At 66.9% G+C, this 17,825-nt stretch carries 18 protein-coding genes; 9 read left to right on the top strand and 9 right to left on the bottom strand.

Annotated features, from left to right (window positions below; genetic code table 11):
- The 5 genes from pstB to L8F97_RS04425 all read right to left on the bottom strand — a co-directional run bounded on the left by pstB (position 1) and on the right by L8F97_RS04425 (position 5,782).
- Positions 1-780 (bottom strand): phosphate ABC transporter ATP-binding protein PstB, encoded by a 780-nt coding sequence (pstB, locus tag L8F97_RS04445; RefSeq protein WP_242146839.1) that lies wholly within the window; start codon positions 778-780, stop codon positions 1-3.
- On the bottom strand, positions 777-2,051 hold the full coding sequence (gene pstA, locus L8F97_RS04440) for a phosphate ABC transporter permease PstA (protein ID WP_242146837.1): 1,275 nt from the start codon (positions 2,049-2,051) through the stop codon (positions 777-779). Before pstA ends, pstB begins: the two co-directional genes overlap by 4 nt.
- Entirely contained in the window at positions 2,044-3,420 is a 1,377-nt protein-coding gene (gene pstC / locus L8F97_RS04435; RefSeq protein ID WP_242146835.1) for a phosphate ABC transporter permease subunit PstC, read from the bottom strand. Before pstC ends, pstA begins: the two co-directional genes overlap by 8 nt.
- Positions 3,421-3,426: 6 nt before the next feature.
- A complete protein-coding gene (locus tag L8F97_RS04430) occupies positions 3,427-4,482 on the bottom strand; it encodes a substrate-binding domain-containing protein (RefSeq protein WP_242146833.1) in 1,056 nt (351 codons plus the stop codon).
- Between the two features lie 82 nt (positions 4,483-4,564).
- A complete protein-coding gene (locus L8F97_RS04425; protein WP_242146831.1) occupies positions 4,565-5,782 on the bottom strand; it encodes an ATP-binding protein in 1,218 nt (405 codons plus the stop codon).
- A 128-nt stretch (positions 5,783-5,910) separates the two neighbouring features.
- Between L8F97_RS04425 and L8F97_RS04420 the strand changes: the two genes are divergently transcribed.
- From L8F97_RS04420 to L8F97_RS04405, 4 genes are read left to right on the top strand one after another with little or no spacing between them, the layout of a single operon-like run.
- Positions 5,911-6,321 (top strand): hypothetical protein, encoded by a 411-nt coding sequence (locus L8F97_RS04420; protein WP_242146829.1) that lies wholly within the window; start codon positions 5,911-5,913, stop codon positions 6,319-6,321.
- 4 nt (positions 6,322-6,325) lie between these two features.
- A complete protein-coding gene (locus L8F97_RS04415; RefSeq protein ID WP_242146827.1) occupies positions 6,326-6,616 on the top strand; it encodes an HPr-rel-A system PqqD family peptide chaperone in 291 nt (96 codons plus the stop codon).
- The gene (locus L8F97_RS04410; RefSeq protein ID WP_242146825.1) at positions 6,613-7,473 is read left to right on the top strand and encodes an HprK-related kinase A; all 861 of its coding nucleotides are present in this window, start codon (positions 6,613-6,615) and stop codon (positions 7,471-7,473) included. Before L8F97_RS04415 ends, L8F97_RS04410 begins: the two co-directional genes overlap by 4 nt.
- Positions 7,458-8,468, top strand: a complete 1,011-nt coding sequence (locus L8F97_RS04405) for a nucleotidyltransferase family protein (protein WP_409928995.1) — start codon at positions 7,458-7,460, stop codon at positions 8,466-8,468. Before L8F97_RS04410 ends, L8F97_RS04405 begins: the two co-directional genes overlap by 16 nt.
- Positions 8,469-8,504: 36 nt before the next feature.
- On the opposite strand, the gene L8F97_RS04400 is transcribed toward L8F97_RS04405, so the two are convergent.
- From L8F97_RS04400 to L8F97_RS04390, 3 genes are all read right to left on the bottom strand, one after another.
- Positions 8,505-8,870, bottom strand: coding sequence for a DUF4440 domain-containing protein (locus L8F97_RS04400; protein ID WP_242146824.1), 366 nt, complete (start codon positions 8,868-8,870; stop codon positions 8,505-8,507).
- A gap of 73 nt (positions 8,871-8,943) precedes the next feature.
- Positions 8,944-9,300, bottom strand: a complete 357-nt coding sequence (locus tag L8F97_RS04395) for a hypothetical protein (protein WP_242146822.1) — start codon at positions 9,298-9,300, stop codon at positions 8,944-8,946.
- Complete coding sequence (locus L8F97_RS04390; RefSeq protein ID WP_242146820.1) at positions 9,297-9,962, bottom strand: HAD-IA family hydrolase; 666 nt, start codon at positions 9,960-9,962, stop codon at positions 9,297-9,299. The genes L8F97_RS04395 and L8F97_RS04390 overlap by 4 nt, the downstream gene beginning before the upstream one ends.
- Positions 9,963-10,023: 61 nt before the next feature.
- Between L8F97_RS04390 and glmU the strand changes: the two genes are divergently transcribed.
- Positions 10,024-11,391: a bifunctional UDP-N-acetylglucosamine diphosphorylase/glucosamine-1-phosphate N-acetyltransferase GlmU gene (gene glmU / locus L8F97_RS04385; RefSeq protein WP_242146818.1), complete on the top strand. Its 1,368-nt coding sequence runs from the start codon at positions 10,024-10,026 to the stop codon at positions 11,389-11,391.
- Between the two features lie 47 nt (positions 11,392-11,438).
- On the top strand, positions 11,439-13,262 hold the full coding sequence (glmS, locus tag L8F97_RS04380) for a glutamine--fructose-6-phosphate transaminase (isomerizing) (RefSeq protein WP_242146816.1): 1,824 nt from the start codon (positions 11,439-11,441) through the stop codon (positions 13,260-13,262).
- A 122-nt stretch (positions 13,263-13,384) separates the two neighbouring features.
- Here glmS and L8F97_RS04375 read toward each other — a convergent pair whose 3' ends face one another.
- Positions 13,385-13,774, bottom strand: a complete 390-nt coding sequence (locus L8F97_RS04375; RefSeq protein ID WP_242146814.1) for a hypothetical protein — start codon at positions 13,772-13,774, stop codon at positions 13,385-13,387.
- Between L8F97_RS04375 and L8F97_RS04370 the strand changes: the two genes are divergently transcribed.
- Genes L8F97_RS04370 through L8F97_RS04360 form a run of 3 tightly spaced genes read left to right on the top strand, consistent with a single transcriptional unit; the run spans position 13,755 to position 17,818 of the window.
- The gene (locus L8F97_RS04370) at positions 13,755-14,003 is read left to right on the top strand and encodes a hypothetical protein (RefSeq protein WP_242146812.1); all 249 of its coding nucleotides are present in this window, start codon (positions 13,755-13,757) and stop codon (positions 14,001-14,003) included. The genes L8F97_RS04375 and L8F97_RS04370 overlap by 20 nt on opposite strands.
- Positions 14,004-14,039: 36 nt before the next feature.
- Positions 14,040-15,944, top strand: a complete 1,905-nt coding sequence (locus tag L8F97_RS04365; protein WP_242146810.1) for a putative bifunctional diguanylate cyclase/phosphodiesterase — start codon at positions 14,040-14,042, stop codon at positions 15,942-15,944.
- On the top strand, positions 15,944-17,818 hold the full coding sequence (locus L8F97_RS04360) for a CHASE4 domain-containing protein (protein ID WP_242146808.1): 1,875 nt from the start codon (positions 15,944-15,946) through the stop codon (positions 17,816-17,818). The genes L8F97_RS04365 and L8F97_RS04360 overlap by 1 nt, the downstream gene beginning before the upstream one ends.
- The last annotated feature ends 7 nt before the right edge of the window (positions 17,819-17,825 follow it).

Raw genomic sequence — 17,825 nt, 5'->3', positions numbered from 1 at the left:
TCAGCCATACCGGCCGGTGATGTAATCCTTGGTGCGTTCTTGCCGTGGATTGGTGAAGATGTCGGAGGTCGTGCCCGTCTCGATCAGCGCGCCGAGGTGGAAGAAGGCGGTGCGCTGCGAGACGCGCGCCGCCTGCTGCATGTTGTGCGTGACGATCACGATCGCGTAGCGGCCCTTCAAATCGTGGATCAGCTCCTCGATGCGGGCGGTGGCGATCGGGTCGAGCGCGCTGCACGGCTCGTCCATCAGGATCACCTCCGGGTCGACTGCGATCGCACGCGCGATGCACAGCCGCTGCTGCTGACCGCCGGAGAGGGCGGTGCCGCTGTCGGACAGGCGATCCTTCACCTCGTCCCACAAACCGGCGCGTTTCAGCGATCGTTCGACGATCTCGGCAAGCTGGTTGTGGTTCGCCGCCAGCCCGTGGATGCGCGGACCGTAAGCGACGTTTTCGAAGATCGATTTTGGGAACGGATTGGGCTTCTGGAACACCATGCCGACGCGCGCGCGGAGTTGCACCACGTCCATGTCGGGCGCGTAGATATCCTCGCCGTCGAGGTCGATCTCGCCCTCTACGCGCGCGGTCGGAATGGTGTCGTTCATGCGGTTCAAGGTGCGCAGGAAAGTGGATTTGCCACAGCCGGACGGGCCGATCAGCGCGGTCACCACGTCGCGATCGAAATCGATCGACACGTCGCGGATCGCCTGCGCGTCGCCGTAGAAGACGTTGACGTGGCGCGCGGAGATCTTGTGCCGCGTAATGGAGGTTTCAGCGTTCACGAGCGGCTCTCGAATCGGTTGCGGAGGTAGATCGCGACGCCGTTCATCGCGAGCAGGAAGACGAGCAGGACGAGGATCGCCGCGCTGGTCTTCTCGACGAAGCCACGGTTGATCTGGTCGGACCACAGGAAGATCTGCACCGGCAGCACCGTCGCCGGATCACGCAGGCCACCCGGCGGCGCAGTGATGAACGCGCGCATGCCGATCATCAGCAGGGGCGCGGTTTCGCCCAGCGCCCGCGCCATGCCGATGATCGTGCCGGTCAGGATGCCGGGCATCGCCAGCGGCAGGACATGGTGGAACACCACCTGCACCGGGCTCGCGCCGATCCCGAACGCCGCCTCTCGGATCGACGGCGGCACCGCCTTGATCGCGTTGCGGCTGGCGATGACGATCACCGGCATCGTCATCAGCGCGAGCGTCAGCCCGCCGACGATCGGCGCGGAGCGCGGCAGGTGGAAGGTGTTGAGGAACACCGCGAGGCCGAGCAGCCCGAAGATGATCGACGGCACCGCCGCAAGGTTGTTGATCGACACCTCGATCAGGTCGGTCCAGCGGTTCCGCGGCGCATATTCCTCTAGGTACAATGCGGAGAACAGCCCGACCGGAAAGGCGATCAGCAGCGTCACCAGCATCGTGAACAGTGAGCCTTTGAGCGCGCCCCAGATGCCGACCATGGTCGGATCGGTCGAATCCGAGCCGGTGAGGAAGAACAGGTTGAAGCTGGTGGTGATCGCGTGGGTGTGCGTCAGCCTGGCGACGATCGCCTCGTCGGCGGGCGCGCCCTCGCGCTTGGCGGCAATGTCGATCCGGTCGGCGGCGGGCACCCACAGCCGCACCCGCTTGCCGAGCAGCGACGGGTCCGCCTTCAACTGGTCTCGCACCCGCGTCCACGCACCGTCCGAGATCAGCGTCTCGCCGCCCGGACCATAAGCGGCGATCGCGGCGGCATCGGTCGCGCCGGTCAGATCGGCGGCGGCGAGCGCGAGATCGGCAGCGGGTCCGCGCAGCTTGGCGGCATCCACTGCCAGATGCGTCGCGGGGAAGTCGATCGGCAGCACGATCTGGGTCTGCACGAAGCCGTTCAGCCCGCCGGCCAGCATCGACACCAGCAGCATGATGAGGAACCCGGCGGACAGCAGCACCGCCGCCAGCCCGAGCCGGCGGAAGCGCCGTTCGGCGGCATAGCGTTTCGCCATGCGGCGCTGATGCATCGCGCCACGCCAGTCGGTCGGCGCGGGCACGCCGGGCAGGGGCGTGCGCTCAGTCATATGCCTCCCGGTAGCGCTTCACCACGGTGAGCGCGACGATGTTGAGCAGGAAGGTGATGACGAACAGCGTGAGGCCGAGCGCGAAGGCGGCCAACGTCTTGGGGCTGTCGAACTCCGCCTCGCCGGTGAGCAGGTCGACGATCTGCTTGGTGACGGTGGTGGCGGGTGCCAGCGGGTTGAGCGTCAGCGTCGCCACGCCCGATGCCGCCATCACCACGATCATCGTCTCGCCGATCGCGCGGGATACGGCGAGCAGCACCCCGCCGACCACGCCGGGCAGGGCGGCGGGCAGCAGCACGCGGCGGATCGTCTCGGATTGCGTCGCGCCCATCGCCAAGCTGCCGTCGCGCATCGCCGGTGGCACGGCGGTGAACGAATCGTCCGCCATCGACGAGACGAACGGGATGATCATGATCCCCATCACCAAGCCGGCGGCGAGCGCGCTTTCCGAACTCGCCCAGCGTATGCCTATCGCGACGGCGGCATCGCGCACCAGCGGCGCCACCGTCAGCGCGGCGAAATAGCCGTACACCACGGTCGGCACGCCAGCGAGCACCTCGATCACCGGCTTGACCCAGCGCCGCACGTGCGGGGTGGCATATTGAGTGAGGTAGATGGCACTCATCAGACCGAGCGGGATCGCCACGATCATCGCGATCACCGCACCGATGAAGAACGTCCCCCAGAACAACGGCACCGCGCCGAGCGAGGCGCCCGGGTCGCGTGGGTCGACCACCTGCGGGCTCCAGTGCGTGCCGAACAGGAAGTCGCCGATCGGCACCATGCCGAAGAACCGTGCCGATTCGAACAGCAGCGAAACGACAATCCCCATCGTCGTCACGATCGCGACCAGCGCGGCGGCGAGCAGCAGCGCCATGATGAGCCGCTCGATCTGCGTGCGCGCGGCGAACCTCGGGCCGACGCGGGTGAACGCCCACAGCCCGAACGCGATGGCGAGCAGCAACGCGACGCTGCCGCCGATCCAGTTCGCCCGCGTTTGCGCGGCGGCATAGGCGGGGGCGAGCGTCACCGCGAGCGGGCTTGGCGTGCCGAAGCCGTTGCTACGCGCCAGTTCGCGCGCTTCCGACAGGATCGCCGCCCGCTCAAACCCGGGTGGCGGCAGGTGCACGGCGGCGGGCTGGTGCACCACCCGGTCGGTAACGAGGCCGGGCGCGCAGGACGCCCACACCGCCAGGAAGATCGCGGCCGGCAGCACCGTCGCGATCGCCACGAAGCCGCCGTGGTGCGACGGCAGCGAACTGAAGCGTGCCTTGCTCGCGCGGCGGAACCGCGTCGCGCGCATCCGCGCCGCCAGCCAGGCGATCAGGCCAACCCCCGCGATCAAGAAGAAAAGGATGAGGAACGACACGGCCGGTCAGTGCAACTGGCGCGGATCGAGCGGCGTCTCGCCCGCCACGATCGCGGCGGCGCGGGCGCGCACGTCGGCAGGCGAGGCGATCAGCCCCTTGGCGATCAACGGCCCATCCGGGTTCCACAATGTGGCGTATAGCCTGAGATATTCTCGCAAGCCCCGGATCGCGCCGAGATGCGCCTTCTTGACGTACAGGTAGAGCGGCCGCGAACCGGGGTAGCGGTTCTGCGCGATCGTCGCATAGGTCGGCGCCACGCCATCGATGGCGATGCCGTTCAGCTTGTCGCGGTTCTGCTCCAGATACGAATAGCCGAAGATGCCGATCGCATCGGGATTAGCCTGCAGCTTCTGGACAATGAGATTGTCGTTCTCGCCCGCGTCGACATAGGCGCCATCCTCGCGGATGCGCGTGCAGCGTTGCGCGAAAGCATCGGGGTCGCGCAGCTTCAACGCGGTCAGTTCCGGGTGCACGCCCTCGCAACCGCGCGCGAGGATCAGCGCGGCGAGCGCGTCGCGCGTGCCGCTCGTGGCGGGCGGGCCGTAGATCTGGATCGGCGTGGCGGGCAGCGCCGGGTTCACGTCGTGCCACACGCGCGCGCTATTGGGTTTGCCATCGGGGGCCGCCCCCATCGCGCGGTACAGATCGGCGACCGTCAGCCGCAGGCCCGGCCCGTTCTTCGCTTCGGCAAAGGCGATGCCGTCGACGCCGACCTGCACCTCGATCACGCCGTTCACGCCGTTAGCCTTGCAGCGGGCATATTCCGCCGCGGTCATCCGGCGTGAGGCATCCTCTAGATCGGGATGCGCGGCACCGATGCCCGCGCAGAACAATCTCATGCCACCGCCGGTACCGGTCGACTCGATCACCGGCGATTTCACGCCCGGCGTCTGCTCCACGAACTGTTCGGCGACGACGGTGGTGAAGGGGAACACAGTGGAGGAACCGACCACCTTGATCTGGTCGCGCGATCCCATGCCGCCACCATCGGCCTCGTCGGTACAGCCGTACAGCAGGATCGCGAGCGCTGACGCGGCGACAATCGCAACCCTTCCGTGCATGAGGACGTCTCCCAAGCGGGTCGTTGATCGTCCCCGAACGGATGCGCTAGCACCCGCGAGGCCCGTCTGTGTGACGGTTCGGTTACCGTTTTATGACAGCGTTTCCGTGCGCCGGGATCAGCACCGTCACCGTCGTGCCGTGCCCCTGTACGCTTTCGATATCGAGCCGCCCGCGATGCCGCTCGACGATGTGCTTGACGATCGCAAGGCCGAGCCCGGTCCCGCCCGCCGCGCGGCTGCGGCCAGGGTCGACGCGATAGAAGCGTTCGGTCAGGCGCGGGATATGTTCAGGCGCAATCCCGTCGCCTTCGTCCCGCACCGCGAGGCGCACCATGCCGGTGGCGTGCTGTTCAAGCAGGATGGTGACGGACGCGCCTTTGCGCCCGTATTTGCGCGCGTTGCCGACCAGATTATGCAGCACCTGACTTAATTGCGCGCGGTCGCCGGACACCGGCGGCACGTCCGCCGCCACCTCCGCCACGATCGGCGCGCCACCTTCGCCCTGCGCGTCGAGGATGCTGCCGCGTACCTCGGCGATCAGCCCGGCGAGATCGACCGCGCGGTCGGGGAGGCGGTATTTCTCCGCCTCGATCCGCGACAGCGAGATGAGATCCTCGACCAGCCGCTGCATCCGCCGCGCCTCGTCGAACATGATCTTGAGGAACCGGTCGCGCAGGCCCTTCTCGTCGCCCGCCTCGTCGCCCAACGTCTCGATATAGCCGAGGATCGAGGCGAGCGGGGTGCGCAGTTCGTGGCTTGCGTTGGCGACGAAATCGACGCGCATCCGCTCCGCCGCGTAACTGCCGGTCTGGTCGATCAGGTGGACGATGCGCTGCCCGTCTGGAGTGTCGCCGATCCGCATTTCCCAGCGCTGTTCGCGCGCGCCAAGCCCGACGAGATTGACCGAGGGTTGCCGCACGTCTGAGGGCGGGCTCATAAGCCGCTCGGCCGCGCCGGGATGCCGGATCGCCAGCCGCACGTCCTGCCCGACGATATGCCCGCCCAGCAGCGCGCGCGCCGCATCGTTGGCATGGCTGACCTGACCGCCGGTGACGATCAGGATCGGCTCGACGATCGCGCCAATCACCGTCGGGATCGGGTCGGCGAGCGCAAGCGGCGGGGCTGGCGCTTCCGCCCCGTCCGCGTCGTCGCCCGTGCCGACGGCGGCGAGCACGGCGGCAACCCCGCCGACCAGCATCACCAGCGTCGCCTGTATGTCGCCGAGCAGGAACACCGCGCACGCCGCGACGAGGACGATCGCGAGTGCCGCCAATGTGCGGAGACCGAAGCCGTTGATCATTGCCCGTCTCACCCGCCCGTCATGCCCCAATCCGGAACGTCGCCCTAGTCTAAACATCGTTAACCGCGATAGCCTTGCTTGCCAGCGTTTTGCGAATGTGAAAGGGCTTGCGGGATAAAGGATCGTGGATGAGCGAAGAGCCGGAACAGCGGAACGAAGACGCGGAGCGCGGTGGCGCGACCAGCCGGCGCGCGCTGATGATCGGCGCGGTCGGCGCGAGCGCGATCGTGTCGATCCGCCCCGCGCTCGCCGCGACGGCGGTGTCGATCGTGCATTGTTCGATCCCCGTACCCGATCCGAGCCGCCGTGCCGGCTGGATCGCCGCGGATGGCTCGGTGGTGAACAGCGGCACCGCCGGTGCCTTCGCCCCGCCGACCCGGCCGCTCAAGGGTCAGGACGTCAAGCAGGCGTTGGCCGGCGGCAACCTGCCCGGCGTGGAGTATGAACGCAGCCAGGCATATATGAACTACGTCCGCAACCTTCATTCGGGAACGAGCGGCTTCACCTGTTTCGCATCGTTGCAGATGCCGCGCGGCTGACGCCGTGTCTGGTCCTGCCGAACACGATCCGGTCTACCACGCCGCGTCGCCCGACGTGCTGCGCATCGTCCCGCTCGACGCCTTCACCGCGATCTATCACCGCGCGTCGGGCATTACCCACCTCGTCGCACCGCCGGCACCCGAAATCCTGGCCGCGCTGGCACCTGCCGGACTGACGCTTACCGGGCTGATCGTGCGGCTCGCGCAGGACTACGATCTGCTCGATGCGGACGAAGACGCACTCGCCGCGCGGCTCGACGAACTCGTCGCCGCCGGATTGGTCAGCACCGCGTGAGGCATGTCTTCACGGTGCGGATCGGCCCGGTCGGCTTTCGTGTCGGTTCGGACTGGCGCGCGCCTATCCGCCAGCTTGAAACGCTGTATGCCGGCTACCCGAAGCCCGACGACGGCGTGCCCGATTTCACCGTGCGGCTGTTCGCCGCGCGCCCGTGGCGGCGGGTGATCCGCCCGGCGGTGATGCTGGGGGGCGACTTCGTGCTGCCCGACGCCGCGCCGCTACCGCTCGCGCAGGGGTTGCTCGCCGCCGAGATGGCGATGAACCTGCAAATGGCGCTCGGCCAGCGGCGCTATCTGCTGCTCCACGCATCGGCTGTTGAGCGTGACGGGCGCGTGCTGCTGATGACGGGCGAGTCCGGCTCGGGCAAATCGACGCTGGCGGCGTTGCTGTCGCAGGCCGGCTGGCGTTTCATGGGGGACGAGTTCGCGCTGATCGACCCGGTGACCGGCGCCGTCCATGCCTTCCCGCGGCTCGTCAGCCTGAAGAACGCCGCGATCCCGGCGGTCGAGGCGGCGCTGCCCGGTGCGCGGTTCGGCCCCTTGCTGGAGGGCACGCCGAAGGGCGCGATCCGCCACCTCGTCCCCGATGCGCGCGCGGTCGCGGCGATGGACACGCCCGGCACGCCGGCGCTGCTGCTGTTCCCGCGCTACGGCTTCGCGCCGGATGTGCGCCCGGTCGCGCCAGGCGAGGTCTTCGTGCGGCTAACCCAGGCATCGACCAATTACGTGGCAATGGGTGAGCGCGGGTTCGATGCGCTTACCCGGCTGGTACGGAGCATCCCCGCGCAGGCGATCGATTATCCAGACACCGCCACCGCGCTCGCGCAGGTCGAGGCCGCATGGCGCGCCCAATGAACGGCGCGGTGAGCGACGGCTGGCTGCTCGCCCGCGTGATGCGCACACCTGCTGAGGCGGCGACGCTCGATGCGGACGGTTGGACCGCACTCCTCGCCATCGCGCGGGCGGAACAGATGATCGGCACGCTGGCGTGGCGCTTGCAGGGCGCGGCAATGCCGCCGGCGGTGGCGCGCATCCTCGCCGATGCGCGTGCCTCGCACGATCACGGCCGCACGCTCGCCTTGTGGGAGGCGGAGGCGGCACGGCGCGCACTGGCACCGCTTAGGATCCCGGTGGTGCTGTTGAAAGGCACCGCTTTCGTCGCCGCCGGGCTTAACGCCGGGCAGGGGCGCTCGATCGGCGATCTCGATATCCTCGTGCCGCACGCGCATCTGGATGTGGTCGAACAGGCGCTGCTCGCCGCCGGGTGGGAATGGGTCAAGCCCGACCCGTATGACGATGCCTATTATCGCCGCTGGATGCACGAACTGCCGCCGCTGATCCACCGCGACCGCGACCGGATGATCGACGTTCACCACACCATCCTGCCGCTCACCGCTCTCGTCACCCCGGATGCCGACGCACTGCTGGCCGATGCAATGCCGCTGCGGCCGGGTCTGGCGATGCTTTCGCGCGCCGACGTCATCGTCCACGCCGCCGCGCACCTGTTCGCCGACGGCGATTTGGCGGGCGGAATGCGCAACCTGTGGGACGTGCACTGCCTGCTTGACGATTATGGGGTCGAGGGGCTGGTCGAGCGCGCCGAGCATCACGGCCTCGCCGACGCGGTCAGCCGCGCGGTCCGTCTTGCCGCGGCGCTCTACGGTGATGGTGCCACGCTCTCGCCCGGCGATCGCCTCTGCCTGCGCCGCGTAACCGCGCGCGACAGCTGGGGCAGGGCGACCCGACCCTTCACGCGGCTGGGGTTTTACATCCGCTCGCACTGGATACGGATGCCGTCGGCGATGCTCGCGCGGCACTTGTGGACCAAGTGGCGCGGGGCGGCGCGCTAAAGCCGGCCACGACTGCGCGTGGCCGGCCCCGAGCGGTTAGCTGCTGGCGGTCTGGGCCAGAACCGGCGTCTGCTGATGCTGCACGACGCGCCACACCTCATGCTCGATCCGGCGGATCGTGGAGGTACAATGCGCCTCATAGGCTTCGCCGTCGCGGCTCGCCTTGACGCGGTAGCCGATCACGATCAGCCCTTCCTGCGGTCGGGAGACCTGCCGCTCGGTCAGGTCCGCCTGCGCCCACACCGGTGTGGCGGCTACGGCGTCGATCGCCGTGTCGCCGCGATAGACGAAGGGCGGGTGCGGCAGCACCATCACCACCTCGGCATCGACCTTTTCACGGTAATTGTCCGGACCTTCGGTCCACAGGCTCTGCTCGAAGCTCCACAGGCGGTCGTCGTCCATTCGTCATCTCCCGATGTTACCAGCAGATAATCAGCGGCGACCGCGCATGTTCCCCGCCACGCGTCGAACCGGGCTAACGCCGCCGCCAACGCAGCCGGAACAGCCCCGCGATCAACAACACCACCGTGATCGCCAGCGTGTCGGCGGCCCAGTCGCGGACGTCGCAGTCGCGGTGCAGTTCAGGGATCGATTGCACCACCTCGATCATCGCGCCGAGGAACGACAGCCGCTCCCCGATGCGGAATAGCGGAAGGCGCGGGTAAGCCGCCGCTGCCAGCGCCGCCATGGTCGAGAAGGCGAGCATATGTTCGAACTTGTCACCGAACTGGTCCGCTGGGGTGTGCGGAGGTTGCGGCAGCAACGCCATCGTCACCGCGAAGAGCAACGCCGCCCAGAACAGCAACCTGAGCATGAGCGTCTGCTTGCTCACGCCAGCCGCTCCAGGGCGGGGATCAAGGCGTCGAAATGGTCGATTACCGCGTCCGCCCCGAACCCGCCCACCGGCTCGCGACCGAAGTTCACTACGACGACCGGCATGCCTGCCGACTTTGCCGCGGTCACGTCGAACATCGTGTCGCCGACGAACGCGGCGCGACCGCCGCCCAGCCGCCGAACCATCTCGTACAGCATCGCCGGATCAGGCTTTTGCCTGGCGCCAGCCAGCGTGTCGCCACCGATCAGCGTGTCGAAAAGATGCTGTAGCCCAAGCGATTCGAGGAGCTTTTCGGCCAGATCCGCCAATTTGTTGGTCACGATCGCGGTACGCACCCCGCGCGCCCGTAACCCCTCGATAGCCGCTACCGCACCCGGATACGGCCGCGTCAGTACCGCGATATTGTCCGCGTAGGATGCCAGCATCGCACCCTTGAGATGCTCTGTCTCCGCCGGCGTCGCGCCCCCGGTCGCCTCCAGTGCAAGCGCCACCAGCCGCGCCACGCCGCCGCCCGTCATCGCCACGATCTCCGCCACGCTCAGCGTTCGGCGCCCGTCGCTTGCCAGCATGACGTTGACCGCCGCCGCCAGATCGCCGCTGCTGTCGACGAACGTGCCGTCGAGATCGAATCCGACCAGGTCGAAGGAAAAATCTGTCATGTCGGCGCGACTGGCACCGGCGCTATGGAATTGGCAACCCTGTCGTGGCAGGGCTGTGCGCATGGACGCGAAAAACCCCGCCGCCGCCGTCGCCGCGATTATCCTTGCCGCGGGCAAGGGCACGCGGATGAAATCCGATCTGCATAAGGTGCTGCACCCGGTCGCGGGGCGTCCGATGCTGCTCCACCTGCTCGCCAGCGTAGACGCGCTCGCGCCCGAACGGGTGGTGGTGGTTACGGGTGCCGGTCGCGAACAGGTCGAGGCGGCGGTCACGCCGCTTGGTGCTGTCACCGCGCTTCAGGCTGAGCAGCTCGGCACCGGCCATGCGGTTGCGCAGGCGCAGGCGGCGTTGACGGGCTTCGAGGGCGCAGTGCTGATCCTGTATGGCGATGTGCCGCTGGTCGGTACTGCGACGATGCGCCGGATGCTCGACCGATTGGCTGGCGACGATGCGCCGGCGTGCGTTGTGCTCGGCTTCCGCCCCCCCGATCCCGCCGCCTATGGCCGCATCATCGCCTCGCCCGAGGGGCGCATCGCCAGAATGGTCGAGTATAAGGACGCCTCCACGGCAGAGCGGGCGGTCGATCTGTGCAACTCGGGGCTTATGGCGGTGCGCTCGGCCGATCTGTTCGCGCTGCTCGCCCGCGTCGGCAACGACAACGCGGCGGGCGAATATTATCTGCCCGATATCGTCATGCTGGCGGCCGCCGATGGCCGCACCTCGGTGGTGATCGAAACGGACGCGGCCGAGGTCGCCGGCGTCAACAGCCGCGCGGAACTGGCCGTGGTGGAGGGCGCCTGGCAGCAGGCGCGTCGTGCTGATGCGATGGCGAACGGCGCGACGCTGATCGCACCGGAAACGGTGTGGTTCGCGCACGACACGGTAATCGGCCGGGATGTGGTAATCGAACCAAATGTCGTGTTCGGTCCCGGCACGACCATTGCCGATGGCGTGACGCTGCGGGCGTTCAGTCATATCGAGGGTGCGAGCGTCGCCACCGGCGCCATCGTCGGCCCCTATGCGCGGCTGCGGCCGGGCGCGGTGGTGCGTGAAGACGCACACGTAGGCAATTTCGTCGAGATGAAGAAGGCGGTGCTAGGCAAGGGCGCCAAGGCCAACCACCTTACCTACCTTGGTGATGCCGAGGTCGGCGCGGGCGCGAACATCGGCGCGGGCACGATCACCTGCAATTACGATGGCTACAACAAGTCGCTGACGCGGATCGGCGCGGGCGCGTTCATCGGTTCGAACAGCGCGCTGGTCGCGCCGGTGTCGATCGGCGATGGTGCTCTGGTGGCGGCGGGTTCGGTCATCATCGACGACGTACCGGCTGACGGCTTCGCGATTGCGCGCGGCCGACAGGAAACGCGAGAAGATTGGGCGCCACGGTTTCGCGCGGCGGCCAAGGCAAGAAAGGCCGGCAAGTAGCGCGACCTGCTTGCACGAACGGAACTGAGCATTGAAGGACGTTACCCATGTGTGGAATCGTTGGAATTGTCGGTAAGGAGCCCGTCGCGGATCGTCTGCTCGATGGCTTGCGGCGGCTAGAATATCGCGGATACGATTCGGCCGGCATCGCGACCGATTTCGAGGGGGCGATCGAGCGGCGGCGCGCCTCGGGCAAGCTCGTCAATCTCGCGCGCGAACTCGCCGAGCATCCGCTGCCGGGCGACACCGGCATCGCGCACACCCGCTGGGCGACGCATGGCGGACCGACCACCAACAACGCGCACCCACATGCCACCGGCGAGGTCGCGCTGGTCCACAACGGCATCATCGAGAATTTCAAGACCCTGCGGGACGAACTGGTCGCGCGCGGCCGCGTCTTCACCAGCGAGACCGACACGGAAGTCGTCGCGCATCTGGTGAGCGAGAAGGTCGAGGCTGGGCTCGCTCCCGCCGACGCGGTGCGTGAGGTGTTGCCGCGCCTGCACGGGGCATTCGCTTTGGCGATCCTGTTCCGGCAGCATCCCGATCTGCTCATCGGTGCGCGGCTCGGGTCGCCTTTGGTAGTCGGTTATGGCGACGGCGAAACCTACCTCGGCTCGGACGCGCTGGCGCTGGCACCGCTGACGCAGCGCATCGCCTATCTCGACGAAGGTGACTGGGTGATCATCACCCGCGACGGCGCGCAGATCTTCGACAAGGACAACAACCCTGTCGAGCGGGCGATCACCATATCCGGTGTGACCGGCGAGCTGATCTCCAAGGGCAATCATCGCCACTATATGCTCAAGGAGATTTACGAGCAGCCGATCGTCGTCGCGCAGACGTTGCGCTCATACCTTCAGCGCATGGAGGACAAGGTCACGCTGCCGATCCCGGACTTCGATCTCAGCGCAATCAGGCGCGTGACAATCGTCGCATGTGGGACGAGCTTCTATGCGGGCATGGTCGCCAAATACTGGTTCGAACAGTTTGCGCGCGTGCCGGTTGATATCGATGTCGCATCCGAGTTTCGCTACCGCCAGCCTGTGATGGAGGAGGGCGGTCTGATGATCGTCATCAGCCAGTCGGGCGAGACGGCGGATACGCTCGCCGCGTTGCGTCATGCCAAGGCCGAGGGGCAGAAGATCGCCGCCGTCGTCAACGTGCCGACCAGTTCGATGGCGCGCGAGGCGGATCTGTTGTTGCCGACGCATGCCGGGCCGGAGATCGGTGTCGCTTCTACCAAGGCGTTCACCTGCCAACTCGCAGTGCTGGCGGCGCTGGCGGCGAACCTTGCGCGTGCCAAGGGTAAACTCAATGCCGCCGAGGAGAAGGCGATCGTACGGCATCTCGGCGAGGCTCCGGCTGCGCTTAACGCCGCGCTTGCCTATGACGAAACCATCCAGGCGATGGCGCATGTCATCGCCAGCGCACGTGACGTGCTGTATCTCGGACGTGGCACGGACTATCCGCTGGCGCTGGAAGGTGCGCTAAAACTCAAGGAAATCAGTTACATCCACGCTGAAGGCTACGCCGCGGGCGAGATGAAACACGGGCCCATCGCGCTGATCGACGATGCTGTGCCAGTGATCGTAATCGCGCCGTCAGGGCCGTTGTTCGACAAGACCGTCAGCAACATGCAGGAGGTGCAGGCACGCGGCGGCAAGGTTGTGCTGATCTCGGATTATGACGGGGTGCAGGCGGCCGGCGACGGGTGCATCGCCACAATCACCATGCCCAAGGTCCACCCGCTGATCGCACCGCTCGTCTACGCCGTGCCGGTGCAGTTGCTGGCGTATCATGTTGCCGTGGCGAAGGGCACGGACGTCGATCAGCCGCGCAATCTCGCCAAGTCCGTCACGGTCGAGTAGCGGCATACCGACACAAAACAGCCACGCTACGAGGCGGCTAATGCGCTACGTAACGTGGCTATTTCGCTTATAGCTTGAGCAAGCGGGAGGCTGTTGCTGGTCGACAGCCTCCCGCTCGCGGATCAGCAGCCGTTCCGGCGATTCTGCGCACGATCATGATTTTTGTCGAGCGTACGGCCGACCAGTGCGCCGCCGACACCGCCCGCGATCGTGCCAAGCGTACCGCCGCCGAGCACGCTACCCAGTACCGCACCGCCCGCGCCTCCGGCGATCGTGCCGGTGGTACCGCTGCTGCGCTTGCAGTCTTGATAATAGCGGCGATCATTTCCGCGATAGTTGTTGTTCCGGTAGTTGTTATCCCGGTAATCGCGACCACGGTAGCGGCGTCCGCCGTTGTTGTAGGCCGAATCGCGATCGGCCTGATCACGCTGCCACTGGCTGCCGTGGTCGTAATCCTGAACCCCCGCGAATGCGGTGGTGGGGAGGGCGACGGTGGCAATCAGCGTCGCCATGGCAAGTTTCTTAAACATGACTGGTTCCTTGTATTTGAGCGGTGGCGTTGCGGAGAGAACCCACGAAGGTGGTGGGAAGTTCATCGGGCACGTAACGAATATTTCCGAGGCGGCCATTTCGCACCCCATTCCGGGTCAACCTGACACCGCCGACAGCGTTTTCATCGAAGCGGTGTCAAGCATTTACGGCGCTTTAACCCTGTCCGCTTACGCCCGTGCAACGGAGTGAAGGCTCCCTTCTTTCAAGCTTCAGGCGGTGCGGTACATGCGGATTCTGATCGTCGACGACGAACCGGCAATGCACGACAGCTATCGGCGCAGCTTCGCAGGCAGCGCGGCTGCGGAAAGCGACGCGCTCGATGCCATGGCCGTCGAGTTGTTCGGCGATGATGCGACGACGAACGATGCAGATCCCGCAGCCGATTTCGCGCTGACGCACGCGCTGCAGGGGCTGGATGCGGTGGCACAGATCGAGGCGGCGCAGGCGGCGGGCAACCCGTTTGCGGTGGCGTTCATCGACGTGCGAATGCCGCCGGGTATCGATGGGAAGGAGACCGCGACTCGCATCCGCGCGCTCGATCCCGACATCCAGCTCGTCATCGTCACTGGCTTTTCGGATTTTTCGCCGGCGGAGATCTCGCGGGCGGCCGGCCCCGCCGACAAGATCTTCTATATCGCCAAGCCGTTCGAGGTCGCCGAGGTGACACAGATGGCGACCGCGCTTGCGAACCGTTGGCAGCTCGACCGCGAGATGGCCGAGATGCGCCGCGCGCTCGCGCGGCAAGTGGTGCAGCTGGAGGAGCAGGGTCTCGAACTCGCCGCCAACGAAAGCAAGGCGACCCATATCGCCAACCACGATTCGCTCACCGACGCGCCCAACCGTCTCGCCTTCATGCGCGCGCTCGCCGACCGTGCGCGTAGCGGCGGGGATTTCGCGGTGGCGATGGTCGATCTCGATCGATTTAAGATCGTCAACGATACGCTCGGCCATCTTGCCGGCGACGAGCTGATCCGCCAGATTTGTGGCATCCTCCACGCGTCGGTGCCAGAAGGCGGGCTGGTCGCGCGATTGGGCGGCGACGAATTCGGCCTGTTGTTCGATTCGCCCGGCGCGGAAGCTGCCGCGATGGCGTGCGATCTCGTGATCCGCAACTGTTCGACCACCTTCAAGCTGTTCGGTCACTCGGTGCAGGCCGGCGCGTCGGTTGGTCTTGTCCATGTCGGCACCGTCGAGCGCGGTGATGGCCACCGCGAGTCGGTCGACCTGATCCGCCGCGCCGATCTCGCGCTGAACGACGCCAAGCACAAAGGCCGTGGCACCGTACGGGTGTACGACGACACGATGGACGAATCGATCCGCTTCCGCCGCCAGATTGAAGGCGGGCTCGGCCAGTCGATCGCACGCAATGAACTGAAGCTGGTCTATCAGCCGATCGTTGCGCGCGACGGGCTGGAAGTGGTTGGTTTCGAGGCGCTGCTACGCTGGCATACCGCAGAGTTCGGACCCGTAAGCCCGGCGCTGTTCATCCCGATCGCGGAGGAATCCAATCTTATCCACGAACTCGGCGACTGGGTGCTGAACGAGGCGCTGAGCGTGTTGAAGGACTGGCCGGGGCAGTACGTCTCGGTCAACTTCTCGCCGCGCCAGTTCCGCCGGCATAATTTTGTCGGTCATGTCGTCGAATGCGTGCAGCGCGCCGGGGTCGCGCCTAACCGCGTACAGATCGAGATTACCGAAACCGCGATCTTCGACGATGCGGATCGCGCCGCGGATACGCTGTACAAGCTGCGCCAGATGGGCTTCCGCATCGCACTCGACGACTTCGGCACGGGTTATTCGAGCCTGTACAACATCCGCAAGTTCGCGCTCGATTGCCTCAAGATCGACAAGAGCTTCATCGACGGCATGGGGCGTGAGCGCGAGAGCGCGGCGATCGTCCATTCGATTGTCCACCTCGGCCGCTCGCTCGGCCTCGGCGTGATCGCGGAGGGCGTCGAAACGGCGGCGCAGGTGCAGGCGCTGCGGCTGGCGGGGGCTTCGCACCTCCAGGGGTATTATTTTGCGCGGCCGATGGCGGCCGAGGATGCGCAGGCGCTGGCGCAGCAACGCTTTATGGTCGATGAAACCCTCGCAGCGGCGACGACCGCCGGAAACGGGACGCACGGCTGATGCGCACCCGGTTCCGCGCGGCGCGCGGCCGGATCGAGACGCAGGTCACCACGCTGCGCAATCCGCGCTCGCTCGGCGCCAAATTGCTGCTGATCCTCACCGCGATCGGGCTTGCCGGATCGATCGCGATCACGCTGCTGCTGGCGAGTGTCATCACCCCCAGCTTCAACCGGCTCGAGGCGAAATCGGTCGACGGCCATATCGAGCGGACGCGCGCGGCGCTGCAAGAATACGCCTCCAAGGTGGAAAGCGCGGTGCGCGATTACGGCGACTGGAACTCCAGCTACGACTATATGGGCCACCCGACGCGCGCATTCGAGGCGGAAAGCTTCTCGCCCCTGGCGATGGAGAATCTCGGCGTCAACGGCATGGCGTATATCGCCAATGACGGCCATATCGTCATCGCGCGCTGGCGCGGAGCGCGTGGCGACGATGCCGTGTTGCGGGCGGCATTGGTGGCACAGATCGCGCGCGTCGATTTTCGGCGGGCCTTGCAGGCGGGCAGTTCCGCCAGCTTCTATGTGCGACTCGGGCAGGTGGTCGCCGCGATTGGCATCGCCGAGGTGCGGCGCAGTGACGGCAGCGGCGAGCCGCGCGGGGTTGTGCTGATGGCGCGGCAGATCACTTCCGGCCAGTTGTCCGGACTGCTTCAGCTTGGTGCCAAGCTCAATCTAACTGACGTGGCGGATCAGGACCGCATCACGTCCAGCGCGACGAAGACGCGAATCGCGGTGCCGGTCTACGGCGTGGACCATCACGCGGTGGCGGGCGCCGCCTTCACCGTTCCGCGCGACCTGTCGATACTGGGCCGGCGCATGCTGCTGCTGGCGGTGTGCGGGTCGACCGTGCTGTTGCTGATCGTGCTGGTGATGCTGCGACGAATGATGGATCGGCTGGTGCTGCGCCCGCTCGCGCGGGTGGAACGGCATATGCAGATGGTGCGCGCGTCCGGCTCGCTCGGGCAACTGGCGGAGGATGGGCGGCAGGACGAAATCGGCTCGCTCGGCGCGAGCTTCAACGCGATGCTCAGCCAGTTGCAGGACCTGCGCGAACAGATCGAGGCGCAGAGCTTCGCGCTCGGCCGCAGCGAAAGCGCGGTGGCGGTAATGCACAACGTCCGCAACGCGCTCAATCCGATCAGCACGATCCTGTCGCAGGGCATTGCGCAGGCGCCTCCGGTCGACCGCGCGATGCTCGATCGCGCGGTCGCCGAACTCGCGCGCGAGGATCTTCCGGCGGCACGACGCGGTAAGCTCGTCGCCTTCGTGGCCGCGGCGGTGGAGGCGGACACGAACGACCGCACACGCCGGCGTGGCGAACTCGAGATCGGCCGCGAGGCGATGGCGCATGTGCTCGAGATCATCGGCGCACAGCAACGCGCCGCGCACGAGCGGCCGGACCTGGAGGTGTGCGACGTCAGCGAGATCCTGGCGCGCAATGCGACGATCGCGCGCTATTCGGGCGACCTGTCGATCGCGTTCGTTTTTCCGGGCGAGGCGCATCTGGTGATGGCGAGCCGCGTGATCCTGAGCCAGGTGATCGGCAATCTGCTCGGCAACGCGGCGGAGGCGATCGCCGCCAAGGGCACCCGCAGCGGGACCATCAGCGCGACCGTTTCCGAAGAGGGTGGCGAGACCCGCATTGCCATCCGCGACGACGGCGAGGGCTTTGACCCCGCGAACGCGCCGACCTTCTTTCAGCGCGGCTTTTCGACGCGCGCGCACAAATCGGGCGGCCTCGGCCTGCACTGGTGCGCGAATGCGATGGGGGCGATGCAGGGCGCGTTACGGCTGGAGAGCGAGGGCCGGGGGCGCGGCGCGATCGCGGTACTGACGCTGGCGCGGGTGGACGCAGAGGTCAGGGTGGCGGCCTAGGCTTTGC

Source organism: Sphingomonas sp. BAUL-RG-20F-R05-02 (assembly GCF_022662305.1).
GTDB lineage: Bacteria > Pseudomonadota > Alphaproteobacteria > Sphingomonadales > Sphingomonadaceae > Sphingomonas.
This window is presented reverse-complemented; position numbering and strand designations above follow the sequence as displayed.

What these genes read in the sequence shown, in the direction of transcription:
- pstA (WP_242146837.1), bottom strand. Translation starts at nt 2,051, where the DNA reads ATGACTGAGCGCACGCCCCTGCCCGGCGTGCCCGCGCCGACCGACTGG.
- L8F97_RS04430 (WP_242146833.1), bottom strand. Translation starts at nt 4,482, where the DNA reads ATGCACGGAAGGGTTGCGATTGTCGCCGCGTCAGCGCTCGCGATCCTG.
- L8F97_RS04425 (WP_242146831.1), bottom strand. Translation starts at nt 5,782, where the DNA reads ATGATCAACGGCTTCGGTCTCCGCACATTGGCGGCACTCGCGATCGTC.
- L8F97_RS04420 (WP_242146829.1), top strand. Translation starts at nt 5,911, where the DNA reads ATGAGCGAAGAGCCGGAACAGCGGAACGAAGACGCGGAGCGCGGTGGC.
- L8F97_RS04405 (WP_409928995.1), top strand. Translation starts at nt 7,458, where the DNA reads ATGGCGCGCCCAATGAACGGCGCGGTGAGCGACGGCTGGCTGCTCGCC.
- L8F97_RS04400 (WP_242146824.1), bottom strand. Translation starts at nt 8,870, where the DNA reads ATGGACGACGACCGCCTGTGGAGCTTCGAGCAGAGCCTGTGGACCGAA.
- L8F97_RS04390 (WP_242146820.1), bottom strand. Translation starts at nt 9,962, where the DNA reads ATGACAGATTTTTCCTTCGACCTGGTCGGATTCGATCTCGACGGCACG.
- glmU (WP_242146818.1), top strand. Translation starts at nt 10,024, where the DNA reads ATGGACGCGAAAAACCCCGCCGCCGCCGTCGCCGCGATTATCCTTGCC.
- glmS (WP_242146816.1), top strand. Translation starts at nt 11,439, where the DNA reads ATGTGTGGAATCGTTGGAATTGTCGGTAAGGAGCCCGTCGCGGATCGT.
- L8F97_RS04375 (WP_242146814.1), bottom strand. Translation starts at nt 13,774, where the DNA reads ATGGCGACGCTGATTGCCACCGTCGCCCTCCCCACCACCGCATTCGCG.
- L8F97_RS04365 (WP_242146810.1), top strand. Translation starts at nt 14,040, where the DNA reads ATGCGGATTCTGATCGTCGACGACGAACCGGCAATGCACGACAGCTAT.
- L8F97_RS04360 (WP_242146808.1), top strand. Translation starts at nt 15,944, where the DNA reads ATGCGCACCCGGTTCCGCGCGGCGCGCGGCCGGATCGAGACGCAGGTC.